Consider the following 25,241-nt stretch of genomic DNA (forward strand, 5'->3'; position numbering starts at 1 on the left):
CAAGGCCTTCACGCCATCGCGAAGGCTTTGAGCGCGCGAAGGTCGCGGGTGATCCATTTGGCGTCGCGAGCGAACATCTCATCATCCATGCCGGGCTGACGGAACAGCGTCAGCATCAGCTCCGCCCCATGGCCATTGGCGATGACGCGCAAAGGGACATGGATTTCCGTGCCGTTCCCGGTATCGACATAATGATCCATCACGCCGAACGCATTATGCGGCGTGAAGCGGATGGCCACCGGACCTTCCGGGCCATCGGCTAACCACCGATCACCTTCCTGGCGAAGATTGGATTCGGCAAGGCCGGAAGCCCATTTGGGGAAGATTTCCGGCCGCCAGATACGGTCGTAGAGCGCCTGCCAATCCCGGTCGATCGATATGCTGTAGGTGCGTGCAGGCAGCATGAGGCCTCTCCATCCTGGGTCCAAAGTCGATGCCCGATAGCGGTATAAAGACACGCTGTCACCGATTGGTCGAGCGAGGATGGGCCAGTTTGCACAGCATTTTTACAGGATTTTCATGGGTAAGGCCATCAACCCCCATCGATAGTTCATGCGCATAGCGGCCATTTTCGGCTCCGATGAAAAGGAGTCTTTCATGACGTTCGACTTTGCCCTTGCTGGTCTGGTGGCGTTGGGCCTGCTGGGCTATCTGACCGCTGTGCTGATCCGGCCGGAGCGCTTCTGATGGCCGGCACCTCTCTGTTCGAGCGCGCGCTGCTGCTGCCTGCGGTCCGCGATGCGTTCATCAAGCTCGATCCCCGGACGCTGGTGCGCAATCCGGTGATGTTCACCACGGCCATCGTCGCCATGGTGGCGACGGTCATCCTGCTGCGCCACATGATCGTCGGTACGGGCGATCTGGCGTTCGAAGCACAACTCATATTCTGGCTGTGGCTAACCGTGTTGTTCGGCAATTTCGCCGAAGCGCTGGCAGAGGGGCGTGGCAAGGCGCAGGCGCAAAGCCTGCGCGCGACCAAGGACCAGATCGTCGCGCTGCGCATCGGGAAAAATGGCGCGACCGAGGAAGTGCCTGCCACGCTGTTGCGGCAAGGCGATGTGGTGCTGGTCACGCAAGGCAGGCAGATCCCGGCCGATGGCGAAGTCGTGGTCGGCGTCGCCTCCGTCAACGAAGCCGCGATCACCGGCGAGAGTGCACCGGTGATCCGCGAGGCAGGCGGGGACCGGTCGGCCGTGACGGCTGGCACGACCGTCCTGTCCGATCAAATCCAGGTCAAGGTGACAGCGGAACCGGGCAGCGGCTTTCTCGATCGCATGATTGCGCTTGTGGAAGGCGCAAGCCGGCAGAAGACGCCGAATGAGATTGCGTTGACCATCCTGCTTACGGGGCTGACGCTGATCTTTCTCGTCGCGGTGGGGACGCTCCCGGCCTTTGCCGCTTATGCGGGCGGCGTGCTCTCCGTGCCGGTGCTGATCGCGCTTTTCGTCGCGCTGATCCCCACCACCATATCGGGACTGTTGTCCGCCATCGGCATTGCGGGCATGGACCGGCTGATCCGTTTCAACGTGCTGGCCAAATCGGGCCGGGCAGTCGAAGCAGCAGGCGACATCGGCACATTGTTGCTCGACAAGACCGGCACCATCACGATCGGCGACCGGCAGGCAAGTGAGTTCGTACCGCTGCCGGGCGTGGCACAGGCGGACCTGATCGCCGCAGCGCGGATCGCCAGCCTGTCCGACACCACGCCGGAGGGCCGGTCGATCGTGACGCTGGCGGGAGACGGCGACGCCCTGCCCGCCGACGCTGTGCCGGTGGGCTTCACCGCGCAGACGCGGGTGAGCGGGATCGACCTGCCGGGGCGAAGCATCCGCAAAGGGGCCGTGGATGCGGTCCTCAAGCTGGGCGACTTCCCCGAAGACATCGTCCGCGCGCTCAGGAAGATTACCGATCGTATCGCGCAAGCGGGAGGCACGCCGCTGGCGGTGGTGGAAAATGGCCGGCTACTGGGTGCGGTGCATCTCAAGGATGTGATCAAGGCGGGTATCCGCGAACGCTTTGGCGAATTACGGCGCATGGGCATCCGCACGGTCATGATCACGGGCGACAATCCGCTGACGGCAGCGGCGATCGCGGCGGAAGCCGGGGTCGATGACTTTCTGGCCGAAGCAACGCCAGAGGATAAGCTCGCCTATATCCGCAAGGAACAGGCAGAGGGCAAGCTGGTCGCCATGTGCGGCGATGGCACCAATGATGCGCCTGCGCTGGCCCAGTCCGATGTGGGTGTCGCGATGAATACTGGCACGCAGGCAGCGCGCGAGGCCGGCAATATGGTCGATCTGGACAGCGATCCCACCAAGTTGATCGAGGTGGTGGGTATCGGCAAGCAGTTGCTGATGACGCGCGGGGCGCTGACCACCTTCTCGATCGCCAATGATGTCGCCAAATATTTCGCGATCCTGCCTGCCATTTTCGTGGTGCTGTATCCGTCGCTTGGCGTGCTCAACCTGATGGGGCTGGCGAGCCCGTCGAGCGCCATCCTCTCGGCGATCATCTTCAATGCGCTCATCATTCCGCTGCTGGTGCCGCTGGCGCTCCGGGGCGTCGCGTATCGCCCCATGCCTGCGGCCAGCCAGTTGCTCCACAATCTGGGCGTCTATGGTGCGGGCGGCGTGATCGCCCCCTTTATCGGCATCAAGCTCATCGACGTCGCCGTTGCCGGCCTCGGCCTGGTTTGAGCGGGAAAGGACCAGATCATGTTAACAGCCATTCTCACCATCATCCTGATCGTCGGCGGCGCGGCGCTGCTGTCCTGGCCGCTCGGCCACTATATGGCGGCGCTCTTTTCGGGGCGCTTCGCGCGCGCCGATGGCCTGTTTGTGCGAGTTGCGGGACGCGCGCCGCAGCAGGATTGGAAGCACTATTCGGTCGCACTGCTGGCGTTCAACACCCTGATGTTCGTGTTTGTCTTTCTGCTGCTGGCGACGCAGCATTGGCTCCCGCTCAATCCCGATGGCCAGACCGCCGCTTCGCTCGACCTGGTGTTCAACACAGCGGCGTCCTTTACCACCAATACCAATTTGCAGCATTATTCCGGGGAGAGCAGCTGGAGCTATCTGGCCCAGCTTGGCGGGCTGATGTGGCTGCAATTCGTGTCCGCCGCCACCGGGATCGCCGCTCTGGCAGCCCTGGCCCGCGGGATTGCCGGGCAAGCGAGCATGGGCAATTTCTTCCTCGACCTGCAACGGGCGACCTTTTGCGTGCTTTTGCCCCTGGCGATCCTTGTCGCGCTGGCGCTGGCGCTGAGCGGCGTGCCGATGACCTTTGAGGGCGCGGCCCATGTAACGACGCTGGAGGGCGTAGCGCAGACAATCGCGCGCGGGCCTGCCGCCGCGTTTGTCGCGATCAAGCAATTGGGCACCAATGGCGGCGGCTTCTTTGGTCCCAACTCGACGCACCCGTTGGAAAACCCGAACTTCTGGTCGAACGGCTTTTCGATGATCGCCATCATTATCATTCCGATGGCTTGCGTATGGATGTTCGGCCGGATCATCGGGCGGATGAAACATGCCGGTGTGATTTTCGCCGTGATGCTCGCCTTTCTGCTGCTAAAGATCGGCGGATCGGTCGCCTTCGAAGCCGCGCCGACCCAGGCCTTCGTCCACCTGCCGGTGATGCAGGATGTCGGCAATCTGGAGGGCAAGGAATTGCGCCTTGGCGCGACGACCGGGCCGCTCTGGGCGGTGCTGACTACGTCGACCAGCAACGGGTCGGTCGCGGCCATGCATGATAGCCTCAACCCCCTCACCGGCCTGATGCCGATGATCGGCATGTGGCTCAACGCCACCTTCGGCGGGGTCGGCGTGGGCATGATCAACATGTTCCTCTATATCGTCGTGGCGGTCTTCATTGCCGGGATGATGGTGGGGCGGACGCCCGAATATCTGGGGCACAAGGTCGAAGGCGGGGAAATGCGGCTGGCCATATTGGCGCTGTTCAGCCACGCCCTGCTCATATTGGGTGGCACCGCCCTGTTCGCGGCGACCGCCTGGGGGCAGGCGACGCTGCACAATGTCGGCGCGCATGGCTTTTCCGAAATCCTCTACGAATTCAGCTCTGCGGGGGCGAATAACGGGTCGGGCTTCGAGGGGTTGGGCGACAATACCGGGCCTTGGAACATCGCCACCGGGCTGGTCATGCTGATCGGACGCTATCTGCCGATCATCGTGCCGCTGGCGATTGTCGGATCGCTGATGGCCAAGAAGCGCAGTGCGGAAAGCGCGGGCACGCTGAGCGTGGAGGGCGGCAGTTTCGGCATCATGCTGGTGATCACCATCCTGATCTTCGGCGCGCTGACCTTCTTCCCCGCCGCCGCGCTCGGCCCGATCGCCGAACATGTGACATTGATGCGCTAAGCGGCCGCTTGGTCGAAAGGATTATACGCAATGGCCTATCTCATTCCCTCGATCCGCCTTTGGCTGGTGACGCTGCTTGTTTGCGTTGTCGGCTACACGCTGCTCGTTCTCGCCTTCGCGCAGAGCGTCGCGCCGTTTCGGGCCAATGGATCGATCATCATAGTCGATGGCCGGGCGGTCGGCAGCGAACTGGCGGCGCAAAATTTCACGTCCGACCGCTATTTCTGGCCGCGTCCGTCCGCCGCCGATTATGACGGCATGGGCGCGGCGGGTAGCAACCTGTCGCCAACCAGCGAGACACTGGCCAAGCGGGCCGCCGACACCGTCGCGCGCTATGGGGCAACGTCGGCCAATCCGGTTCCGGCCGATATCGTGGCGGCGTCGGGTGGAGGGCTGGACCCGCATATCTCCCGCGCCGGAGCGCTGTATCAGGTGCAGCGGGTGGCGCGCGCGCGCGGCATCGATCCAGCGGCGGTGACGCGGCTCGTGGATGATGACGTGATCGTGCCGGGTGGCCCCTTCGCGCCCGACCGGATCGTCAATGTGCTGCAACTCAATCTGGCGCTGGATCGCCTGAAGCCATAGAGCAGGTCCAGCGATGACCCAGTCCACCCCCTCCACCGATACCGATCATTATCTGCGGCTGGCGCGCCAGGAGCAGCGCGGGCGTCTGACCGTCTATCTGGGTGCTGCGCCAGGCGTGGGTAAGACCTATCGCATGTTGCAGGATGCGGCGCGGCGACAGGCGGAGGGGGTGGATGTCGTCGTCGGCGTGGCGGAAACCCATGGCCGCAGCGAGACGGCGCTGCTGCTGGAACCGTTGCGCATATTGCCGCGCCACCGCGTCGATCATCAGGGCCATGCGCTGGACGAGTTCGACATCGACGCTGCGATCGCGCGGCATCCGGGGCTGATTCTGGTCGATGAACTGGCGCATAGCAATGCGCCGGGCAGCCGCCACCCCAAGCGGTGGCAGGATGTGGAGGAATTGCTGGCGGCGGGCATCGACGTCGCTACCACGGTCAACATCCAGCATATCGAAAGCCTCAATGACGTCGTCGCGGGCTTCACCCATATCCGCGTGCGGGAAACCGTGCCCGACCAGATATTGGACGATGCCGAACTGATCATCGTCGATTTGCCCCCGGATGCTTTGATCGAGCGACTGGCGGCGGGCAAAATCTATCTGCCCGACACGGCGGGGCGAGCGCTCTCCAACTTCTTCACGCCTACCAAGCTGGCGGCGTTGCGCGAACTGGCACTGCGCTTTGCCGCCCGCAGCGTCGACCGGCGCCTCACCGATCAGTTGCGCACGGCAGGCGACGAGGGCGATTTCGTCGCTGGCGAGCGGCTGATGGTCGCGGTGAGCCCCGGCAAAGGCGGGGCGCAGGTCGTCCGCCATGCCAGGCGGATGGCCGATATATTTCATGCGCCCTGGACCGCAGTAGTTGTCGAAAGCGGCCGGGCGCGCGCGATCGTCGGCGCGCAGCGCGAGCAGTTGGCCGACAATCTGGCGCTGGCGGCGTCGCTTGGCGCGTCGCTGATGACCGTTGCGGCCGACCATGTCGGGGACGCGCTGGTCGATCAGGCCCGACAATTGCGAGCCAGCCAAATCGTGATCGGCAAGAGCCGCCGGTCGCGCTGGTTCGAATGGCGACATGGATCGATCGCCCAGGACGTGATCCGCAAGGCGCAAGGGGTTGCGGTGCATGTCGTGCCGCTCAGCGATGCGGATGAGAGGCCCGACAAGCCGCGTGAAGCGGCCTTTGCCCGCGACGATATAGTGGCGTTTGCGATCGTCGTCGCAACCGTTGCCGTGCTGCGGCTGGTCCAGCCATGGCTGCCGTTCGGCGCGATCGACCTGCTGTTGTTGATTCCCGTCATCCTGTCCGCCACGGTGCTGCGGCTTCGCGCGGGTCTCTGGTCGGCGGTCTGGGCCGCGCTCTGCTATAATTTCTTCTTCATCCCGCCCCTGCATAGCCTGACCATCGACGATCCCCAGAATGTCATCACCTTTGCCGTGTTGGCGCTGGTTGCGGCCGTGGTAGGCTGGCTTGCCGGGCGCATCCGGCGGCAGGCCGAAACGAGCGCCGGGGTCGCGCGCCTTAATGCGTCGCTGGCGCGTTTTGCGGGCTTGATGGGGGGACTGTCGGAGAAGGAGGAGACGGCGCGGGTAGCTTGCCGCGAAATCGGCAATCTGCTCGATGTCGAGGCGGTGATCGTCACGATTGAGGATGGCGATATCGTCGTGCGCGGCAATGACGCCTATCGCCGGATTGACATGATCGACGAAGCCGCGGTCCGCTGGGCGCTGGAACAGGGTATAGCGACGGGACGCGATACGGGCACATTGAACGCATCCGATTGGCAATTCCATCCGCTCAAGACATCTCTTGGCACCATGGGGGCACTGGGACTGGCGCGGCCTTCGCAGGAGCGGATCATCCGGCCCGACGATGCGGTCATGCTCGCCTCGCTCGTGGACCAGACCGCACTGGCGCATGAACGCATCGTGCTGGAGGGACAGGCGCGCCAAGTCGATGCTTTGCGGGAGCGGGACCGCCTGCGCGGCGCGTTATTGGGCAGCATCGCGCATGACCTGCGCACCCCGCTTACGGCCGTGATCGCTGCGACGGAGGCGATCCCGGCGGAAGGAGCGTTCGCCGAAGAGATCGGCATCGCCCGTTCGGAATCGCGGCGGTTGCAGCGCTTTCTCGACGATCTGCTGGAGGCGTCCCGGATCGAACATGGCGCGATCGAACCGCGATGGGAGAGCGTCGACCTGACTGATGTCATCACCGACGTCCTGCGGGCGCTGCGCCAAGACGAGGCAGGCGCGCGGGTCACGACGCGGATCGACGGGGATTGCCCGTTCGTGTCCAGCGATCCGCTGTTGTTGCGCCATGTGCTGATCAACCTCATCGACAATGCGCTGAAATTTTCGCCTGTCACGACGCAGGTGGAGGTCGAATTGCTCTGCCGCGACGGGGATGTCCTGTGCCGCGTGCTGGATTCCGGCCCCGGCCTGCCCGCCGATACGGAGGCCTTGTTCGATCGCTTCCACCGGCTGGAGGGGAGCGACCGGGTCGGTGGATCGGGACTCGGCCTGTGGATCGCCAAGAATTTTACCGAAGCAGTCGGCGGGACGATCACGGCCGGTAACCGGGCGGATGGCGGCGCGATGTTCGAGGTCATATTGCCGGGGCGCCCCAAGGATGAAGCGGAAGGACGCGCAGTCGATGCATAAGGATATGCTGATCGTCGAGGATGAGCCCGCGATCCGGCGCTTGCTGATGGGGGCGCTCGATCGGACGGGGCTGACCTATGGCGAGGCATCGACCGCCGCCGAAGCGTTGCGCCTGGCGGCCATCCAGCCCCATCCGCTGTTGGCCCTGCTTGACCTTGGCTTGCCCGATCGGGACGGGCTGGAGATCATCCCGCAACTGGTAGAGGCCGGATTGGCGGTCATCGTGCTGACCGCCCGCGATGCCACCGACGAAAAGGTGGCGGCGCTTGACCTGGGCGCGGATGATTTCGTGACCAAGCCCTTCGACAGCGCCGAACTGCTGGCGCGCATACGCTCGGCGCTGCGGCGCAAGACCGGCAGCCGCGCAGACCCGCAACGGCGGGCGTTCGAGGGCGGCACGATCGATCGCGAAGCCCATGCCGTGACGATCGGTGGCGGGGCGGTGGCGCTGACACCGCGCGAGTTCGACCTGTTCTGGGCGTTGTGCGAAAAGCCAGGTCGCGTCTTGACGCACAGGACGTTGCTCGAAACCGTCTGGGGCGTGGCCCATCGCGACGATGTCGATTACCTCCGCGTCGCCATTCGCGCCCTGCGCAAGAAGGTCGAAGCGGATCCGTCGCGTCCGAAGCTCATCATCAATGAACCCGGTGTCGGCTACCGCCTGGCAGGGTCGACACCGAGGGTCGCGTGAAGCGGAAGCCTTTTCGGTTCGGCGCACCGGTAGGATACTGTTAACATTCTTGCGCCCATGATGGCGTATGGAGAGACGCGCCAAGAATGGAACGCATCGCCGAATTTCGGCATTCAGCGCGGCAGGTGAGAGTAGCCTGCCGGACGCCGTCTATCGCGACCTCGTCTCCACGCTCTTTGCCATGGCGATGCCGATCATCGGCTTTGGCATCCTCTACGCCCTTGTCGGCACGCTGATCTTTCTCAAATGGCAGGATGGCGTGATAGCCGTTCTGACCAGTATCGCCATTGTGATCACCATGGCGCGTGTCTGGCTCATAAGAGCCTATAATCGCGCGGGAAGCACTACGCAGGATATCCCGGCGCTGAAGGCATGGGAGAGACGCTATGCGTTTTTGACCTATATATTCGCGCTATTGCTGGCGGCGCTCCACATACGCGCCTTGTCCGCGCACGAGCCGCTCGTGCATATCGCAACGATCAGCCTCATCTTCACCTTTGGTGCGGGAATCGTATCGCGCAACGCCTCTCGCCCCAAGTTATGCGTCATGAGCTTGTCGCTGGTGGTTCTGCCGACGGCGGTCGCCATGCTGCTCCATGCCACGCGCGAATATGGCCAATTGCTGCACGCCGAGTTTTTTGCCCTGCAAGCCCTGCTGCTGGTCACGGTCGCACTGATGAGCTTGCAGTCGGTGCGGCATCTCTATGCATCGTCCGTCGAACATTTGACCACCAAAAATGATCTGGCGACGCTTGCGCGCTTCGATCCGCTCACCGGCCTCCCCAACCGCCTGTTGTTGCGGGAGACTTTTCAAACCAACGTGCAATCGTCGGAGATTGGCGACCAGATGGCAGTCCATTATCTGGATCTCGACGGCTTCAAGGCGATCAACGATCGATATGGCCATCCCGCTGGCGATGCGGTGCTGCGGGAGGTGGCGCGGCGGCTGCAAAGCATGATCCGGACAGAGGATGTGGCGTGCCGTTTGGGTGGCGACGAATTTCTGCTGCTTCAAGGCCATGTGCGGCATCAGGACCAAGCCGACCTGCTTGCCCGGCGCATCATCAAGCAGTTGAGCGAACCCTATCTGGTCGATGGGATAGAAATGCGCATCACTGTCAGCGTCGGCATTGCTATGGCCCCCGAATTCGGCCTGGAGCTGGAGCGGCTGATGGCTTTTGCCGATACCGCCCTGTACCGATCCAAGGCCAAGGGGAAGGCGCAGGTGCATTTTTGTACAGCAGAGGATTTACGACAATCCGGGCAGGCCGTAGCCTGAGCGCGGCTTAAAGCGCCTTTGTCGATACGAGCGTCACGCCGACAACATGCCCAGCCCCGCCCTGATATGTGTCAATCGGCGTGCAAACGGGACCCCTTATCGGCGCGCAAAAGGGACCCCCTGTCAGGATGGCGGAGCGTTGATGTGACGGGCTTCCTTGCGCTGCGCGCGGCGTAGGGAGGGCGTAGCCCGACCGGAGGCGCGCGCAGCGCAAAACATCTTCTAATTGATCGGTGCTGGGGGGGATCAGCTGCGGTTTTTGAAGCGCCAGCTGTCATTGCCGGTCTCGACGATGTCGCAATGATGGGTGACGCGGTCGAGGAGCGCGGTGGTCATCTTGGGATCGCCGAACGTTTCATGATGCTGCTTTCCTGGAAGGGGTCATACTGTAATTTGGCGCTGTGAGCGCCTTTATTTGCTGGAGGGTCAGTTCCACCTGCCACGGCTGTCCCTTCTTTAGTTGCCGGCCCTGAAGCTTACCGCGTTTCAGCCATTTGAACACCGTCTGCTCAGTGACGCCGAGCGCGGTCGCGGCACCTTGGATCGAGTAGCTGCCATCCGGCCAACGGGGCGGATTATGCTCGACGCCGTTGATCTTTACGGTGGGGATATTCCAGCGCTGGCGCAACAGGTGCACCGTGTTGTGGTCGAACAGCCCGTCCAGGCTGTTCCGCAGACCCTCTGTGTTGAGCGCGGTAGCGACCTCGGCGTCCATCATGCCAGCGGCGTTGAGCTCTCGGATCCGCTGTTCTAGCACGTCGGCATGAGCAGCTTCAGCATAGGATTGAGTGCGCCGCATGACCCAGTGTTCGGTCGCTGCGCCCGTCTGCCAGATGATGCGGATCCACACCATGCCTTTCGCCCGCCGCTGATCTAGAATGACCTTGTCGATCACGAGGCGGAGCATCGCCTTGCGTTCGCTGTTCTCGATTCTTTCCCAAAGATCAGGCAGGTCGATGCCGAACGCTGCGATACGGGCGCGATCGTCGGCATTCAACGCAACGGTTTGCTCCGTCTTCCACCGCCGATAGTCCTGCTCGACCTTTTCGACCTCACGCAGCTTGCTTTCCCAGATGCTTTCGAGCGAACGGGCAACGAGGCGGTTTTCCGGCTCGACCGCGTCATATTGGCGCCGGGCACGCTCGCATTCATATTCGGCGCGTTCGCGCTTGAGTGTCCATTGCCGTTCGAGTCCATGGACGTCCGCGTCGATGGCGTCGAGCGCGGCCAACGCGATGGCGAGTTGGTCAGGGGTGAGCGCTGCAAGGAACTGCCGTTCGACCTCAGCCTCAACCCGCGGCGCACGCACCTCTTGGCAATATTGACCGACGCAGGTCGCTCGTTCGGAACGGCACCGATATACCGGATGGTTGCTGTCAGGGCCAGAGTAGTTGAGTGCCATGCGCCGTCCGCAACTGCCACACATCGCTATACCCTGCAGCAGCGCCTTTCCCTTCCGAGGCATGCCACGATGCCCGGCTTTGAAGTTGCCGACATTGTCCGTGAGCTTGTCGCTGATCGCCATATGCGTCTCCCAACTGATATACGCTGGATGAGCATTCTGGATGCAGACTTCCCACTGTTCGCGCGGAACAGCGCGCGTCGGGTTATTGGCCCCCTCGCTTCGCTTTTCGGGCGCAGCACACCGGCGTCCGTAGACATAGGCTCCCGCATAGACAGGGTTTTTCAGGATATTGCGCACACGCGCATCGGTTGCATCGCGCCAGGCTATTTCGTGTGGCGCCGGTCCCTTCAACGGCCTGACCGGCAGGGCAAGATCGGCCTGGCGCAGATAGCGCACTGCTGCCTTTGCGCTTCCCAGGCGCATGAAGCTGTCGAACACAAGTCTGATGCGCTCCTGAACCTGGGCGTCGGGATTGAGCATGATCCCTCCGGCGGGCGCGTAGATCAGCCCTGCCGGAAGCGGGATACGCAGTTCGCCGCGCGCCGCCTTCTGCCGTTCCCCCGTGTGCAGGCGCATGCGGATCTGATGCAGCTCAGCCTCGCTCATGATCCCCGAGAGACCCAACAAAAGCCGATCATGGTAAAGTCCAGGATCATATATTCGTTCGCTGTCGGCGATGAGAACGCTGAACATCGAGCAGAGCTGAAGCAGTTGATGCCAGTCACTGTTGTTGCGTGCGAGGCGCGACGCGTCGTAGCTCAGAACGAGACCGGCGTGACCCAAGCCAACTTCAGCGATTAGGCGTTGGAAGCCGTATCGGTGCTGAGCCTCCGCGCCGGATTTCCCCAGATCGTCGTCGATGATCTCGACCCGTTCGCGCGGCCAGCCAAGGCCAAGCGCGCGGTCGACAAGCCGATACTGAAGCGCCGTGCTTTCCTGGTGATGGCGGATCTGGCCGACGCTCGACTGACGGACATAGACATAGGCCAGCTTGGCCTGCTGCGTGGTGCTTATCCGTTCATCTACGGCATAATCTCTCAACATCGGTGTCACCGGCGTAGCGGGCAGTTGGGCGCGAGCACAAAGCCTGCGCTATCGTCGCCGCCAGCTGACGCTGGATTGCTGGCGGCAGGCTCGACCATATCTGGATCTTTGGCCGTCTCCGGGGAGAGCTGATGTTCACTCTGGCATTCCTCGTCCTGTGATGAACGGCGCAACGCCTCTGCCAGCGCAACGACTCGCATTAGGATGGAGCCTGAGACCAACGGCGCGGATTTCGAGTCAGGCGGAGCGGTAGCCAGATCGGTGACGGAGCGAAGGATGTTTCGCTGCCCGCCATGCGGCACCCGGATAGTCATCCAAGCCGGCCCGCGATCAGACACCAGCTTCAGAACTTCGAACCGCTCGCCGAAGAGCGGATGCTGAGGGCACGTCACCGTTACATGGCGGATCAGCCCGTCGATATCAGGGGTATCACTGGATGGTTGGCTCGCCGAACACGGTGGGCCACTCGCCAAAGGCGAGGTTGGTGGTGATGATGACGCTGGTCTGCTCATAGAGTTTGCTGATCAGGTGGAACAGCAGCTGGCCGCCTGATCGGGCGAACGGCAGATAGCCCAGTTCATCGAGCACGATCAGATCGAGGCGGGATAGCTGGGCGGCGAGAGCGCCACTCTTGCCGATCCTGGCCTCCTCTTCGAGGCGGGTCACCAGATCGACCGTGTTGAAGTAGCGGCCTCGGGCGCCGGAGCGCACTACATTGGCGGTGATGGCGATGGCCAGATGGGTCTTTCCTGTGCCTGTGCCGCCGACCAGGACGATATTGCGCCGTGCGGGCAGGAACGCGCCGCTGTGCAATGAACGCACAAGCCCCTCGTTGATCGGGGTACCCTCGAACCGGAAGGCATCGATGTCCTTTACGACTGGCAGCCTGGCAGCGGCCATCCGGTATCGGATCGACGCGGCATGACGATGCGTCGCCTCCGCTCGCAGGAGATCGGTCAGTATCTCCATGGTGGTGCGCTGGCGCTGAAGGCCGGTGATGACGGCATCGTCGAACGCGCCCGCCATGCCCTTGAGTCCAAGCCCGCGCATGGCCTCGATCATATCATGCCGCTGCATCGAAGGTCCTCAGCTGGTCGTAACGGGCACAGTCGGCGATCGGGGGATGGCGCAGAGCGCTATCCTCGGAGGTGATGATCGTCAGCGGACGCGGCGGTTCCCGGCGTCGTGCCAGGATGTTGAGGATCAGGTCGTCGCTTGCCGTGCCCGTCGCCAGTGCCTCATGCACAGCGGCTTCGACAGGCTCCAGGCCATCGGTCAGTACGGCCGACAGTACACGGACGAACCGGCGATCGGCATCGTCGCCATTACCCAGCTTGCGGCGCAGGCGGGCAAGCGCCGGTGGCAGATCCCAGTCCTGGAAGGGGGCACCGTTCCGCAGCGCGCCAGGCTTGCGGGCCAGCACTGGCAGATAATGCCAGGGGTCATAGATCGTGCGGTTGCGCCCAAAGTAGCGAGGATGTTCAGCGACAACCTCTTCGCCGCAGCGAACGACGATGCGATCGGCATAGGCGCGGACCTGCACCGTGCGTCGTGCCACCGTCGATAGCACCGAGTAGCGATTGCGGTCGAAGCTGATCAGGCAGGTGCCGGTCACAGCATGCTCGCTCTCATTGAAGCCGTCGAACGGTCCCAGCATCGGCTGCAGCGCAGATCGTTCGATCTCCAGCATCTGCGCCACGGTCAGCTCTCCCTGTTCGGGATGGGGCTGCCGTTCCGCCCAGCGCCGACACTCGGCCTCCAGCCAGCCATTGAGCTCTTCGAGACTGGCGAACCGCAACCGGGGCTGGAAGAAGCGACCCCGGATCGTCTGCACCTGGTTCTCGACCTGACCCTTCTCCCATCCCGCCGCAGGCGAGCAGGCCGTGGGCTCGACCATATAATGGTCGGTCATGATCAGGAACCGCCGGTTGAAGACGCGTTCCTTGCCGGTGAACACGCTCGTCACAGCCGTCTTCATATTATCGTAGATGCCGCGCCCTGGCACGCCGCCGAAGAAAGCAAAGCCGCGCGCATGCGCGTCGAACAGCATCTCCTGGCTCTCACGAGGATAAGCCCGGACATAGACCGCGCGTGAGGCACACAGTCGCATATGCGCGACCTTCACCCGCATCGGTGCCCCGGCGATCTCAACATCTTCATGGCTCCAGTCGAACTGGTAGGCCTCGCCTGGCCTGAACATCAGCGGGATGAAGGCCGTGACACCATCGCCGGCATCTTTGCGCCGCTCGATCTTCCAGCGCGTCGTATAGCGCCGCACCGCATCGTAAGAACCCTCAAAGCCTTCGCGCACCAGCAGGTCATGGATCCGCGTCATCCGCAGCCGGTCACGCCTGCCGCGCAGCTCGTTCTCTTCCAGCAGCGTGTTCAGGCGCTCCTGAAACGGACCGATCCTGGGCAGCGGCTGAACCTTGCGCTGATAATCAAAGGCGCCCTCCGGCGCTCGGACCGCTTTGCGGATGACCTTCCGCGACACATGCAGATCCCGTGCGATCGCCTTGATCGCCTTGCCTCCGGCATACTCGCGCCGGATCCGTAAAACTGTCTCCAAAACCAACATCCCGATCTCGCCGCCTGAAAATCCAGCCGGCTGCTTAAACCATCGAAATGAGGGGTCCCTTTTAGACGCCGATCACCCCGCTAACGGGGTCCTTTTTGCACGCCGATCCACACCCTTCGCGGGCAGGGGCGGTTTGCCTGTTCGAACCATGGTGATACGAAAAGCTGCTCGAACGGGCATAGCATCACGCGCGACAAACTCGAAGCGCGCGTCCTTGATGGTCTGCGCGATCGCATGATGACCGCCGAGGTCGCGGCAGAGGCCATTCGGACCTATGTCGAGGAGAGCAACCGGATCAACCACCAGCGCCGCGCGTCAGAAATCGCTGATCGAACCGAGCTCCAGAAAGTCCTCAAGGCGATCAAGGGCCTCGTGACACTCGCAAAGGCAGGCAAGGGCACACGCGCGCTTGTCGATGAGCTTTTGGAGCTGGAAGCGCAGGAGGATGCGATCCGCGCTCGTTTGGCTGCGGCCCCTGCTGACGTGCCTGACATCCACCCCAACATCTCTGAGATTTATCGGCGCAAAGTCGAGCGACTGACTCACGCACTATCGCAGCCGGAAGAGCGCCAGGAAGCCGCCGATGCGTTGCGGGCGCTGATCGAGCGGATCGAGCTTACGCCCGGCGCGAAGCGCGGTGAGGTCAACGCGATGCTCTACGGCGAGTTTGGCAGGATCCTGGAGTGGATCGAACGTAAGCGGTGTTTTCAGCCCACGGCACTCCATGGCATGAGGTCGCCGACGCTGTTTGCGGGATGACCATTGGCCAGGCTGGTGAGGGTTTCGGTCAGCCAGATATTCGGGTTGGTGCCGGAGAGTTTGCAGTTCTCGATGAGCGTGGCGATCACCGCCCAGTTGTCGCCGCCTTCATCGGAGCCGGCGAACAGCGCATTCTTCCGATTGAGCGCGAGGGGGCGGATAGAGCGTTCGACGGTGTTGCTGTCGAGGTCGATGCGACCATCGTCCAGGAAGCGCGACAGGCCATCCCAGCGGTTGAGCGCATAGCGGATCGCTTCGCCGATCTTGCTCTTGGCGCTGACCTGGCGATTGCGGGCATCGAGATATTGGCGAAGGTCATCGACGATGATGCGGCTGCGGTCGTGGCGTACAGCCCGGCGTTGCTCCGCCGATGATCCTCGCACCTCATCTTCGATGGCATAGAGCAAGGCGACGCGACGCAGCACTTCCGTTGCCACCGGAGAGCTGTCGGCCAGCTCGTAGAACTTGCGCCGGACGTGTGCCCAGCAAAAGGCAAGGCTGATCTGCTGACGACGCCTGGCGAGCGCGGCATAGCCGCCATAGCCATCGACCTGCAGGATACCTGCAAAATCGCCGAGATGCGCTTCTGCCCGTTCGCCCCTGCGATCGGCCGCATAGACATAGGCGACCATCGGCGGATCATCGGCGCCCCAAGGTCGGTCGTCGCGGGCATAGGCCCATAGCTGGCCGGTCTTGGTCCGCCCACGCCCCGGATCGAGCACCGGCGCAGTCGTCTCGTCCGCGAACAGCCGTTCGGATCGTCGAAGCCGTTCGAGGATGTGATCACGCAAGGGGCGCAGATACCAGGCTGCCCGACCCACCCAGTCAGCCAGGGTGGATCGATCAAGCTGGATGCCTTGCCGGGCGTAGATCTGGGCCTGCCGGTAGAGCGGCAGGTGATCGGCGTACTTGGCGACGAGCACCTGGGCGATCAGCGCCTCGGTGGGAATACCGCCCTCGACGATCCGTGCTGGTGCCGGGGCCTGAACGACTGCGCTCTCGCACGAACGACAGCCGTAGCGCGGCCGGCGGGTGACGAGGACGCGGAAAGTGGTGGGCACGACGTCGAGGCGCTCGGCCACGTCCTCGCCGATCTGGTGGAGCGCGTCGCCGCAGCACGGACAGGCCTTGTCCTCGACGTCGACGACTTGCTCGATCCGTTCGAGATGAGCCGGCAGTGAACCGCGGTTGGTCTTGCGCGGACGAGCGGCTTGCCTCCGGCTTGCCTTGTCGTGCGCGTGCTCCGCCTCGGCCAAGGCCGTCTCGACTTCCTCCAGGGCAAGCTGAAGCTGGTCGGGATCCAGCTGCTCCGAGCGACGACCGAAACGGTGACGCTGGAGGGCCTCTATAATCGCCTTCAGGCGCTCGACCTCAGCCTGGAAAACCTTGAGCGCATCGAGTTCGCGGGCCTGTTCGCGGATAAGCGCACGCAGCGCTTCGACGTCATCGGGAAGGTCCGCTTCCATCAGCATGACAGTAGTGAATCAGCAGAAGAATGCCCCGTCAACCAGCAATCTGCGGGGCAATGGGGCGACGTCCGCCATGCACCCGGCGCCAGTCCAGACCTTCCAGCAAAGCGCCAAGTTGCGCCGCCGTCACGCGCATCACGCCGTCCTGGATGCCCGGCCACTTGAACCCGCCGCTCTCCAGCTTCTTGGCCATCAGGCACAGGCCGGTGCCGTCCCACCACACCAGCTTGATCCGGTCTGCGCGCTTGGCCCGGAACACGTAGATCACCCCCGAATAGGGATCGCCGCCGTACTCGGCGCCGACCAGCGCCGCGAGCGAATCCGCACCCTTGCGAAAATCCACAGGTCGTGTCGCCACCATCACGCGCGCCCCGGCGCCAGGTCCGATCACCGGGGCGTCCTGAGCGCTTCGATCACCGCGGTAATCGTGCCCGCGTCAGCGCCGCGGCCGATCTTCACAGCGACACCATCGATCTCCAACTCTACGGCGGCTTCGGTCGCGCGGCGTCGGCGACGAGGGCGACGCTTGGCAACAGTATCCGCCGCCACGCTCGGTTCGACCACGGCGGGCACAAACGACGGCGCTCCCGGTTCCGTCGGCGGTACGATTACCCCCTCGGCCTCGAGCTGCTTGCGCAAATCCCGCCGCCACGCGTAAACTTGCGAGGGATCCAGTCCATGCCGACGCGCCACGGCACTGACGCCTTCGCGGCCGGTATAACACTCCGCGACAATCGAGGCCTTCACTTCCGGCGGCCAATCCCGCCGCTTGCCGGCGCCCGTGAACACCTCAAACCGATGCGCGCCTTTGCTCACAGGATCATCACCCGAGACTATCATAGTAGCAGCGCTCTCCAGCCCGTTCAGGGCCAGGAAACTCAACGCTGCGCTTCAACTGCGCAAGGTGGGGGCAGGACACCGCTTACGATCGAACAGCGTCGAGTGGCGCAGAATGCACAAAGCCCCGGCGCTTTAGCGTCGGGGCTTTGTGGAATGTCGGTTTCGGTGGTTGCGGGAGGACGATACAACCGAAGCCGACATTCACTCTCTACTGTTATTTAAGCATGTCTCGATACTTATCTAGATCATCGAGCGTATCGACGTCGAACCCTAGCCCCGCTCGCACGATAATGGCGGCATCGGTGCGCTGTTGCCGATGATGGGCCAGGCTGTCCGGCCCGAAGGCAAATTGGAAAGGGCGATTGTCCGCAAGTGCGACTGCATTGGTCCCGCGCCCGTGCCGATCCGGCGCGAACGCGGCGCCGCTCGCTGCCGCTGCGGCCAAAAGGGACTCCACATCGTCGACGGTCAGGCAGGGCAGGTCGGCATGAACGACAATGGTCGGCCCATTGCCCAAATCATCCCGCGCCGCCGCCAACTCCTCGTTCAGTCCGCGCCCCTCGTCCCGCAACCATTGGCACAGCCAACGCGGAACAGCGGCGGGGGCGAGCAGATGCACGGCGGCAATGGATGGCAAGTCGGACAAGCAGCTAATGACCGCCTCCGCCATGGCAGCGGCCAATGCCTGTCGCTCCGGCACGTCCAATGTTGCGCTCAACCGCGATTTGGTGTCTGGCCCTTGTTTCCACGGGACGATCGCGGTCCATACCATTAGGCGCGCAATCCGGCCGCCAGATCGAGCGCTGCTTGCGCCACCCGCATTTTGTGCGTCAGCGTCGTCATCAATGTCGCGCAATGCGCAACGGCGATGCCCGGCGCGTCGCACCGATCGCCGCTGTCGATCAGCATGGCATCGATCAGCCCGGCATAGTGGTGCGCGATGCTGTCATTATCGACCGCCATGTTGAGGTCACCCATCAGCTTCGCCGTCGGTCCCTTGACCGCTTTGCCGCCGATCAGCGGCGATATGGCCACGATCGGCGCAGAAGTATGCTCCAACGCCGACCGCAAGGCGGGCACGGCCAGTAGGGGGGCGACACTGAGGAAGGGATTGGACGGGGCGATGAGGACCGCGTCGGCCGCCAGGATCGCATCCACGACGCCCGGGGCCGGCGCCGCTTCCGCTGCGCCATCGAACAGGATGGACCGCACGGCGGGTTCGCACCGCTGTTCCACGAAATAGCGCTGAAACTCCAGGCGGCCGCGATCGGTATCCAGCATTGTGGCGACGGGCTGATCGCTCATCGGCAAGATGCGGATGGGGATGTTCCAGCGAGCGGCGAAGCGGGCCGTGACCTGCGAGAGGCTTTCCCCCTGCGCCAGGGCATGGGTGCGCAAGACATGGAGCGCCATGTCGCCATCGCCCAGGGCAAACCAGTCCGGGCCGCCCAGTTCGCGCAGCCCCGCCATGAAGGCCCAGCTTTCACCTTCGCGGCCCCAGCCCTGCGCGGTATTGGCCTTGTCCGCCAGCGTGTAGAGCAAAGTGTCGATATCGGGCGAGACATGCAGGCCCAGATGCCGGAAGTCGTCGCCAGTATTGACGATCGCGGTCAGCGTGTCTGGCGGCAGGATGTGCGAGAGGCCGAGGACAAGCTTGGCCCCGCCGACCCCGCCGGTCAGGACGACGACGCGCTTCACGCGAACAGATCCTCGTGCGACGGGCGGACCAGGTCGGCGGCGGGGCGCGAGGCGCCCGTCACTGCATAGCCGCGCAGCAGGGCGGCGGGAATACCCTCCGCCCCCTCCCCCGTGGCCAGGCAGGCGGCGGTGGCTATGATATCCCCAAGGGCGATCTGGGTGACTTCCAGGGTCCGGCCATCCCGGTCGATTTCGCCGCGCCGGTCGTCCAGCGCGGGCAGGCCCGCCGCCCCGATGGCGACCGCCACGACGCCCATGCGCCAGGGCCGCCCGAAACTGTCCGATATGATGACGGGCATGGCGAGTTGCCGGTGCAGCGACGCGGCGGTCGCATCCGGGTCGATCGGCAGGAGCAGCGCGCGATCGCCGGTCCCCGCGCCGATGTTCGAGCGGTCGATGCCCGCATTGGCCATGACATGGCCCAGCCGGTGCCGGGCGATCAGCACATGGGGCACGGCGCGGATGATGGCGCTGGATTCGTCGAGCACCAGTTGCACCAGCCGGGCGTCCTTGCGGGTGATGCCGGCCAGCCTGATCGCTTCATCGGAGGGCACGACATCGTCCAGCGCGACGAAGCGCCCCTGCGCCTTCGACACGATTTTCTGGGTCACGACCAATATGTCGTCAGGGCGCGGTTCGATGCCGCGCCGATCCAGCGCGCCGCGCAGGACGTCCGCCAGATCGTCGCCCGGCTGGACCTCCCCAATCCCTGTCAGGGGGATGATTTCTATCATTGCGTCACGTCTTCTCCCGGCGGCATCGCCTGTCCTGCGATGCCGCCGCCCCCTGCGTCAACCCTGGCGGTCTGGACGGACGCTTTTGGCCGCGATCAGCCCCATTGCAGGTGCAGGTCGGGGACGTGGAGGATGTTGCCCACGAAATAGGGAATCTGGAACCCGTCCTTGACCCGAAATTCGGGCAGGGTCGTGACAAATTCCTCCACCGCGATCTGCAATTCCAGACGCGCCAGATGCATCCCCAGGCATTTGTGGATGCCGCTGCCAAGCGACATATGGGGTGCCTTGCGATCGAAGCGGATCGCCTGCGGATCTTCGTAAAAGGCAGGGTCACGGCCGATGACGGGCGTGCTGAACGCAACATAGTCGCCCGGCATAATCATCTGCCCCTGAATCTCGATCACCTTGGTCGCGATGCGGAAGGCGGTGACGGGGGCGAAGGCGCGCAGAAATTCCTCCACCGCCAGCACGATCAGCGAAGGATTAGCGCGCAGTTCATTCTGCTTGTCGGGGTGGGTGGCGAGATAGGCGAAGATGTTGCCCAGCAGCGACGTCACCGTGTCCAGCCCGCCGATATAGAGGTTGAAACAATGGCCGAGCACTTCGTCGTCATTCCACAGGCGACCATCGACCTCGAACGTCAGTATCTTGCTGATATAATCGTCGCGCGGCGCAACCCGGCGGGCCTCTATCTCCTCCATCAGATAGTTTTTGACGCAGCGCACGGCATTGCCGCGCACTTCCCAGTCGTTACTGTGGAGCAGTTCCTTTTCCCATTTCAGGAATTCGGCCATCCGATCCTGCGGCAGACCGAGCAGGTCGAGCACGATGAAGATCGGGAATTTTTCGGAGAAGTCGGCGATGAAATCGCACGCGCCCTTGTCCTTGAACTGGTCGATCAGGGTGCGGGCGCGCTCGCGCACCTGGTCCTTCAACGCGAACATTTTTTGCGGGGCGAAATGGCTGTTGAGCGCCTTGCGATAGGCGGTGTGGACCGGCGGATCGGCCTCTGTCGGGATCACCAGCCAATTTTCACCGATATTCTGGGCCCATTTGCCCATGCCGTTTTTCGTGAAATTGTCGGCGTCGCGCAGCATCGCCTGCACGTCTTCGGCATTTTTGAGCAGCCAGCCGGGCTGGTCGCCGGGAAAGATGTTGGTGACATAGGTGACCGCCGGCAGGTCCGCGTGCATTTGCGGGATCAGCACTTCGTGCGGATTGTCATAGGTCACCTTGCGCGCGAACAGCGGCAGGGCCATCGCCAGTTCGGCAGGGACATGGGCTGGCAGGGGCTTTTGCGCGAGTGCGGTCATGGAAATCTCCGAGGGGTGAAAGGGCAAGGGTTCCCCTTGCCAAAGACAGGTGCGGCCATGGCCGCCCGCCACATGATGGCGGCGACGCGGATCAACCGCGAGACAAGGAGGCGATGGATATGAACGAGGCAGAGACGCTGGATCTGGAACAGGCGATCCGCGACAATTACCGGTTGTGGAACGAGGGCAAGCGCGAGGAGCTGGACCGGCTGTTCGCAGCGATGGGGCCGGACGGCTTCACCATCGAATATGTGGGCGCACCGGCGATCGACGGTCCCACCGCGATGGCCGACATGTGGACGAAGTATGGCGGCCAATGCATCACCGAACCGGTCGAGGTGATCGTCAACGGCAGCGAAGGCGCGGCCTATGTCGCCAATCGGCTCCAGACCCCGGACGGCGTCGTGACGCTGCCCAGCCTGGAAACCTACAAGGTCGAGGACGGACAGCTGACCATCCGCTATTTTCACCGGGCCGCGCATTAAGGATCGGCAGGCGGCGGGCATGTCAGTCCGCTGCCTGCATGAAGGCCAAAAGGTCGGCATAATGAGGCTGGTGGATCAGCCCGCCGCCAGAGATGGAGATATTCTCGCCGGTGATGTAGCGCGATTCGTCGGACGCGAGGAAGGCGACCAGCGCAGCGATATCGTCAGGCGTCCCAAACTCAGGCGTCAATATGTGACGCTGGATGATTTCCTTCAAGCCTGGCACCGTCTTTTCCAGCGCCTCGGTCAGGACCACGCCGGGCGCGATGCTGTTGCAGCGGACATTCTGCCGTCCATGCTGGGTGGCGACATATTTGGTGAGGCCGATGATCGCGGCCTTGGACGATCCATAGGCGATGCGCGCCAGGTCGCCCGCGCTGCCCGAATTGGACGCAGTATTGATGATCGACCCGCCGCCGCCCGCGACCATGTGGGGAATCGCATATTTGCACCCCAGCAGATAGCCGGTCAGGTTGACGTCCAATATCTCGCGCCAGATGGCGATAGGAATGTCGACGGCGGTGGTGTCCTGCGGGCTTTTGGCCGGGTCGGTCATCGCCGCATTATTGTGCAAGATGTGTAGGCCGCCGAAATGATCGACGCAGCGGTCCACCAGCGCCTTGACCGAGGCGGGATCGGCTGCGTCGAACTGGACCGCCAGCGCCTTGTCGCCCAGGGGCTGCGCCGCGCGGACAGCCGCATCCTCGAACAGGTCGGCGATCACAACGTACGCGCCTTCGGCAACGAAGCGCCGGGCGACGGCGGACCCGATACCCCCCCCGCCGCCGGTGATGATCGCAACCCTGTTTTCCAACCGCATCATGCCAGTCTATTCTCCATGTTCAGCTTTGGGGAGAAAGCAGGTCGGCCCTGCCCCCTGCCCCGTTCGGTCAGAATTTGAACGTCGTTTCCACGCCATAGGTGGCGGGCTGACCGACATAGGCCACCGCGATGCCCAACGTCCGGTAGAGGTCGGGGAAGCGGCGCAGCAGATATTTCTTGTTGGTGATGTTGCGGCCGTACAGCGCGACTTCGACATTGGGGTTGTCGAGCTTGAAGGCGATGCGGCCGTTGAAGATGCCATAGCCGGGCACCTTACCCAGCGCGTTTTCGACATCATAGGCCGCCTTGGTCGCGGCAGAGGCCTGTTCCGCCGCCTTGACCGCGTCGAAATGCTGCGACCCGACATAGGCATAGGCCCCTGTCACGGCGAGCGTGCCGCCACCTACATCCAGCTTCTGCGTGGCGCTGATGTTGAGCTGCCTCTTGGGCAATTGCAGCAGCGGCAGGCCGCTTAAATCGACGACGCAGCCATTGACGACGCCGGCGGGGTTGGTGCAGCCGCTGCCCGCGACAACCTGCGTCTCGCTGAAGCTGCCCTTGACATATTTGCCGTTCTGCAAGCTGCCATTGGCGCTGAACGTCATCCCTTCCCACGGGATTACGGTGATTTCATTTTCGATGCCCCAGATGCGGACCTTGCCGTTATTCTGGATATATTGGGTGACGCCGATGCCGGGGACGAAGCTGTTGACGATCGCCTGATTATCATCCTTCCAGGTGTGGAAGATCGCGGTGTTGAAGCGCACGCGCCGGTCGAACAGGTCGACCTTCAGGCCCGCCTCGACATCCTTGACCTTTTCCGGCGAGAAGGCGGGAAGACCGCCGGCGCGTAGGTTCCAGCCGCCAGCCTTGGCCGCGCCGCGGGTGGCGAGATAGAGGAAGATATTGTCGGCCGCCTGCCAGTCGATGCCCAGGTTCCAGGCGGGATAGTTGAACTTGGCGTTCTGGACCTGGTTGCAGGTCGTGGGGGTCACCGGTTCCGATGGGGTGACCGTGCAGTTAATGCCGGTGGGCGTGCCTGCGACGGCCACATCATAGGGGCGGCCCAGAACCTGCGCATTGTGCAGCACGCTGTTGCGCGTGTCCCAGGTGTAGCGGAAGCCACCGACTGCGCGGATCGTAGGCGTGATCTCATAATAGGCCTGGGCGAACAGGCCGAACGTCTTGTTGGTGACGTCCGCGTTGGAGTCGCGGATCAGCCCGCCGAAAATCTGCGAACGGCTGAATTCATAGCCGCTTTCCTTGCCGGCATAAGCGCCGGTGATGAAGCTCAAACTATCGGTGATGTCGCCTGATAGCTGGAGTTCCTGCGAGACATAATAGGAGCCAGACCCGGCGAAAGTGCCTAGGAGCGGGACGGCGGTGCCGTCCGTATCGCTGAGGCCATAGTTCATCGAGTGGCGATAGCCGGTGATCGATTTGAGGTTCAGGCCGCCCAGTTCGACATTGAGCGTGCCAGAAAAGCCATAGACTTCGAGCGTGTTGAACGGCTGCACGCCGTACAGCGCCTGCGCTTCGGGCGTCAGCGTGCCGATGCCCGCCGCGAGCGACGTGCCGGTGGCTGTATTATCCCACCAGTCGGCCTTCCTGAGCAGCCCCGCGGTCAGGCCGGGCTGGAAGGGGGCGGGAACGATGGCGGGGTTGAAGGCCCAGAGTGCGGTCTGCTGGCCATGATTGGACTGGCGGTTCCAGTCGCCCGACAGGGTGAAATCCCAGCCTTCACCATCATATTTCAGCTTGCCGCGCAGGAATTTCGACCTGTTGTCGGCGAAATCGCGATTGTTGAGCGGGTTGGTGCCATAGCCTTCACGTTCATTTATCGCGCCGCTGACCCGTATGGCCAGACCCTGCGCCAGCGGCACGTTGACGCTCGCCGACACGCCCAGATTGTCGTAATTGCCATATTCGGCCTTGAACGTGCCGCTCAACTGATCGTCGGGATCGCTGGTGATGATGTTGATCGCGCCGCCGGTGGTGTTGCGGCCGAACAGCGTGCCTTGCGGCCCGCGCAGCACTTCCAGGCGCTGAATGTCCTGCAGATCGGTCATGCCAGTGGAGGGACGGGGAATATAGATGCCGTCGATATAGGTGGCGACGGCGGGATCATTGGCCAGGATCGGCTGGAGATTGCCCTGGCCGCGAATGGCGACGAAGACGATGCCGTCGCCGCCGGCCGAGCCGCGGCCGATGACCAGGCCCGGTGCGGTGCGTTGCAGATCGACGACATTTTCGACCTTGGCCGTGGTCAGCGCTTCCGGGCTGAGCGCGGTGACGGCGATCGGCGTCGTCTGAAGGCTTTCTTCAGTACGGCGGGCGGTGACGACGATGTCCTGAATGCCTTCCGCGCCGGACTGCGGCTGTTGAGCATAAGCAGGCTGCGCTATGGCGGCGATGAACGCGCCTGTGGCGATGGTTCCCAGAGTGACGGCCTTGGTCATAAATCCTCCCTGTTTATTTTTATGTTGGTGCCTGGTCGGGCA

Annotated in this window: 22 protein-coding genes and 1 pseudogene; 9 read left to right on the forward strand and 14 right to left on the reverse strand. The window is 63.3% G+C overall.

What is annotated here, in order from left to right; all coding sequences use genetic code 11:
• Positions 1–8 precede the first annotated feature (8 nt).
• Complete coding sequence (locus tag OVY48_RS05215) at positions 9–404, reverse strand: polyketide cyclase (protein WP_313922000.1); 396 nt, start codon at positions 402–404, stop codon at positions 9–11.
• Between the two features lie 193 nt (positions 405–597).
• On the opposite strand from OVY48_RS05215, the gene kdpF reads away from it, so the two are divergent.
• The 7 genes from kdpF (at position 598) to OVY48_RS05250 (ending at position 9,590) form a co-directional block, all read left to right on the forward strand.
• Positions 598–687, forward strand: coding sequence for a K(+)-transporting ATPase subunit F (kdpF, locus tag OVY48_RS05220; RefSeq protein ID WP_152542666.1), 90 nt, complete (start codon positions 598–600; stop codon positions 685–687).
• Positions 687–2,696: a potassium-transporting ATPase subunit KdpB gene (gene kdpB, locus OVY48_RS05225; RefSeq protein WP_313922001.1), complete on the forward strand. Its 2,010-nt coding sequence runs from the start codon at positions 687–689 to the stop codon at positions 2,694–2,696. Before kdpF ends, kdpB begins: the two co-directional genes overlap by 1 nt.
• An 18-nt stretch (positions 2,697–2,714) precedes the next feature.
• Positions 2,715–4,373 carry a potassium-transporting ATPase subunit KdpA gene (kdpA, locus tag OVY48_RS05230; RefSeq protein ID WP_193378921.1) on the forward strand — a complete coding sequence of 553 codons (1,659 nt, stop codon included), beginning with the start codon at positions 2,715–2,717 and terminating at the stop codon, positions 4,371–4,373.
• 30 nt (positions 4,374–4,403) lie between these two features.
• Positions 4,404–4,958 carry a potassium-transporting ATPase subunit C gene (locus tag OVY48_RS05235; RefSeq protein WP_313922002.1) on the forward strand — a complete coding sequence of 185 codons (555 nt, stop codon included), beginning with the start codon at positions 4,404–4,406 and terminating at the stop codon, positions 4,956–4,958.
• Positions 4,959–4,971: 13 nt separating this feature from the next.
• Positions 4,972–7,620, forward strand: a complete 2,649-nt coding sequence (locus tag OVY48_RS05240) for a sensor histidine kinase KdpD (RefSeq protein ID WP_313922003.1) — start codon at positions 4,972–4,974, stop codon at positions 7,618–7,620.
• Positions 7,613–8,311: a response regulator transcription factor gene (locus OVY48_RS05245; protein ID WP_313922005.1), complete on the forward strand. Its 699-nt coding sequence runs from the start codon at positions 7,613–7,615 to the stop codon at positions 8,309–8,311. The genes OVY48_RS05240 and OVY48_RS05245 overlap by 8 nt, the downstream gene beginning before the upstream one ends.
• Before the next feature lie 67 nt (positions 8,312–8,378).
• Positions 8,379–9,590 carry a diguanylate cyclase domain-containing protein gene (locus OVY48_RS05250; protein WP_313922006.1) on the forward strand — a complete coding sequence of 404 codons (1,212 nt, stop codon included), beginning with the start codon at positions 8,379–8,381 and terminating at the stop codon, positions 9,588–9,590.
• Between the two features lie 246 nt (positions 9,591–9,836).
• Here OVY48_RS05250 and OVY48_RS05255 read toward each other — a convergent pair.
• From OVY48_RS05255 to istA, 4 genes and pseudogenes are all read right to left on the reverse strand, one after another.
• Positions 9,837–9,941: pseudogene (locus OVY48_RS05255) on the reverse strand (ATP-binding protein); the annotation flags it as partial.
• Between the two features lie 4 nt (positions 9,942–9,945).
• The gene (locus OVY48_RS05260; RefSeq protein ID WP_037473055.1) at positions 9,946–12,039 is read right to left on the reverse strand and encodes a recombinase family protein; all 2,094 of its coding nucleotides are present in this window, start codon (positions 12,037–12,039) and stop codon (positions 9,946–9,948) included.
• A gap of 429 nt (positions 12,040–12,468) precedes the next feature.
• Complete coding sequence (gene istB, locus OVY48_RS05265) at positions 12,469–13,116, reverse strand: IS21-like element helper ATPase IstB (protein WP_313921849.1); 648 nt, start codon at positions 13,114–13,116, stop codon at positions 12,469–12,471.
• The gene (istA, locus tag OVY48_RS05270) at positions 13,103–14,617 is read right to left on the reverse strand and encodes an IS21 family transposase (RefSeq protein ID WP_313921615.1); all 1,515 of its coding nucleotides are present in this window, start codon (positions 14,615–14,617) and stop codon (positions 13,103–13,105) included. Before istA ends, istB begins: the two co-directional genes overlap by 14 nt.
• Before the next feature lie 234 nt (positions 14,618–14,851).
• On the opposite strand from istA, the gene OVY48_RS05275 reads away from it, so the two are divergent.
• Positions 14,852–15,376 (forward strand): hypothetical protein, encoded by a 525-nt coding sequence (locus OVY48_RS05275; RefSeq protein WP_313922008.1) that lies wholly within the window; start codon positions 14,852–14,854, stop codon positions 15,374–15,376.
• Here OVY48_RS05275 and tnpC read toward each other — a convergent pair.
• The 7 genes from tnpC to OVY48_RS05310 all read right to left on the reverse strand — a co-directional run bounded on the left by tnpC (position 15,325) and on the right by OVY48_RS05310 (position 21,433).
• The gene (tnpC, locus tag OVY48_RS05280) at positions 15,325–16,848 is read right to left on the reverse strand and encodes an IS66 family transposase (RefSeq protein WP_313921855.1); all 1,524 of its coding nucleotides are present in this window, start codon (positions 16,846–16,848) and stop codon (positions 15,325–15,327) included. The two genes, OVY48_RS05275 and tnpC, sit on opposite strands and share 52 nt — an antisense overlap.
• Before the next feature lie 31 nt (positions 16,849–16,879).
• The gene (gene tnpB, locus OVY48_RS05285; protein ID WP_313921856.1) at positions 16,880–17,236 is read right to left on the reverse strand and encodes an IS66 family insertion sequence element accessory protein TnpB; all 357 of its coding nucleotides are present in this window, start codon (positions 17,234–17,236) and stop codon (positions 16,880–16,882) included.
• Positions 17,233–17,685 carry an IS66-like element accessory protein TnpA gene (tnpA, locus tag OVY48_RS05290; RefSeq protein ID WP_104959618.1) on the reverse strand — a complete coding sequence of 151 codons (453 nt, stop codon included), beginning with the start codon at positions 17,683–17,685 and terminating at the stop codon, positions 17,233–17,235. The genes tnpB and tnpA overlap by 4 nt, the downstream gene beginning before the upstream one ends.
• A 214-nt stretch (positions 17,686–17,899) precedes the next feature.
• Positions 17,900–18,457 (reverse strand): 2-phospho-L-lactate guanylyltransferase, encoded by a 558-nt coding sequence (gene cofC, locus OVY48_RS05295; protein ID WP_037475562.1) that lies wholly within the window; start codon positions 18,455–18,457, stop codon positions 17,900–17,902.
• On the reverse strand, positions 18,457–19,383 hold the full coding sequence (gene cofD / locus OVY48_RS05300; protein ID WP_037475560.1) for a 2-phospho-L-lactate transferase: 927 nt from the start codon (positions 19,381–19,383) through the stop codon (positions 18,457–18,459). Before cofD ends, cofC begins: the two co-directional genes overlap by 1 nt.
• The gene (cofE, locus tag OVY48_RS05305) at positions 19,380–20,117 is read right to left on the reverse strand and encodes a coenzyme F420-0:L-glutamate ligase (RefSeq protein WP_037475558.1); all 738 of its coding nucleotides are present in this window, start codon (positions 20,115–20,117) and stop codon (positions 19,380–19,382) included. Before cofE ends, cofD begins: the two co-directional genes overlap by 4 nt.
• A gap of 95 nt (positions 20,118–20,212) precedes the next feature.
• On the reverse strand, positions 20,213–21,433 hold the full coding sequence (locus OVY48_RS05310; protein ID WP_037475556.1) for a cytochrome P450: 1,221 nt from the start codon (positions 21,431–21,433) through the stop codon (positions 20,213–20,215).
• A gap of 119 nt (positions 21,434–21,552) precedes the next feature.
• On the opposite strand from OVY48_RS05310, the gene OVY48_RS05315 reads away from it, so the two are divergent.
• Complete coding sequence (locus tag OVY48_RS05315; protein WP_037478348.1) at positions 21,553–21,918, forward strand: nuclear transport factor 2 family protein; 366 nt, start codon at positions 21,553–21,555, stop codon at positions 21,916–21,918.
• 22 nt (positions 21,919–21,940) lie between these two features.
• Here the strand turns inward: OVY48_RS05315 and OVY48_RS05320 are convergent, their stop codons facing one another.
• Positions 21,941–22,741: an SDR family NAD(P)-dependent oxidoreductase gene (locus OVY48_RS05320; protein ID WP_037475554.1), complete on the reverse strand. Its 801-nt coding sequence runs from the start codon at positions 22,739–22,741 to the stop codon at positions 21,941–21,943.
• A gap of 67 nt (positions 22,742–22,808) precedes the next feature.
• Positions 22,809–25,199, reverse strand: coding sequence for a TonB-dependent receptor domain-containing protein (locus OVY48_RS05325; protein WP_313922012.1), 2,391 nt, complete (start codon positions 25,197–25,199; stop codon positions 22,809–22,811).
• Positions 25,200–25,241 lie beyond the last annotated feature (42 nt).

The organism is Sphingobium sp. SA2 (assembly GCF_032227065.1).
In the GTDB taxonomy this organism is placed as follows: Bacteria; Pseudomonadota; Alphaproteobacteria; order Sphingomonadales; family Sphingomonadaceae; genus Sphingobium.